This is a genomic window from Corynebacterium sp. UMB8791, assembly GCF_054166365.1.
In genome coordinates this window covers 1-339 of the sequence record NZ_JBSZCG010000041.1, presented here as the reverse complement: position 1 = coordinate 339, position 339 = coordinate 1, and the positions used below count along the sequence as shown (strand labels likewise).

Genomic DNA, 339 nt, shown 5'->3' with positions numbered 1-339 from the left:
CTTCTTAGCTGTGAAGTTTGCCATCGAGTAAAGGGTAACGCCCCAAACGATGATGCCGATAATACAAGCTGCAACCCAGGTCAAAACCCAGAAGTTACCCATGGACTGTGCTTCCGGGGTCACACCTTCCGGCCAACCAAAGCGGAGCAGCTTGAAGAAGCCGTTCTCCGGAGGATTAACATCGCAGCCGGCAAGCAAGGCTGCGCTACCGGTGGCAACGCCGAGGACGCCGAGCTTACGGGCGACTCCGAACTTTCTACGCTGATTCACGTGTGTCTGCCTTCCTGATCCACACAATTTTCGATAACCGATTAAGGTTTCGTCCTACCCAAGCAGAGT

General features: G+C 54.0%; 1 pseudogene. It reads right to left on the bottom strand.

Features of this window, described 5'->3' with window-relative positions:
* Positions 1–270: pseudogene (locus ACXIUA_RS01225) on the bottom strand (cytochrome B); the annotation flags it as partial.
* Positions 271–339 lie beyond the last annotated feature (69 nt).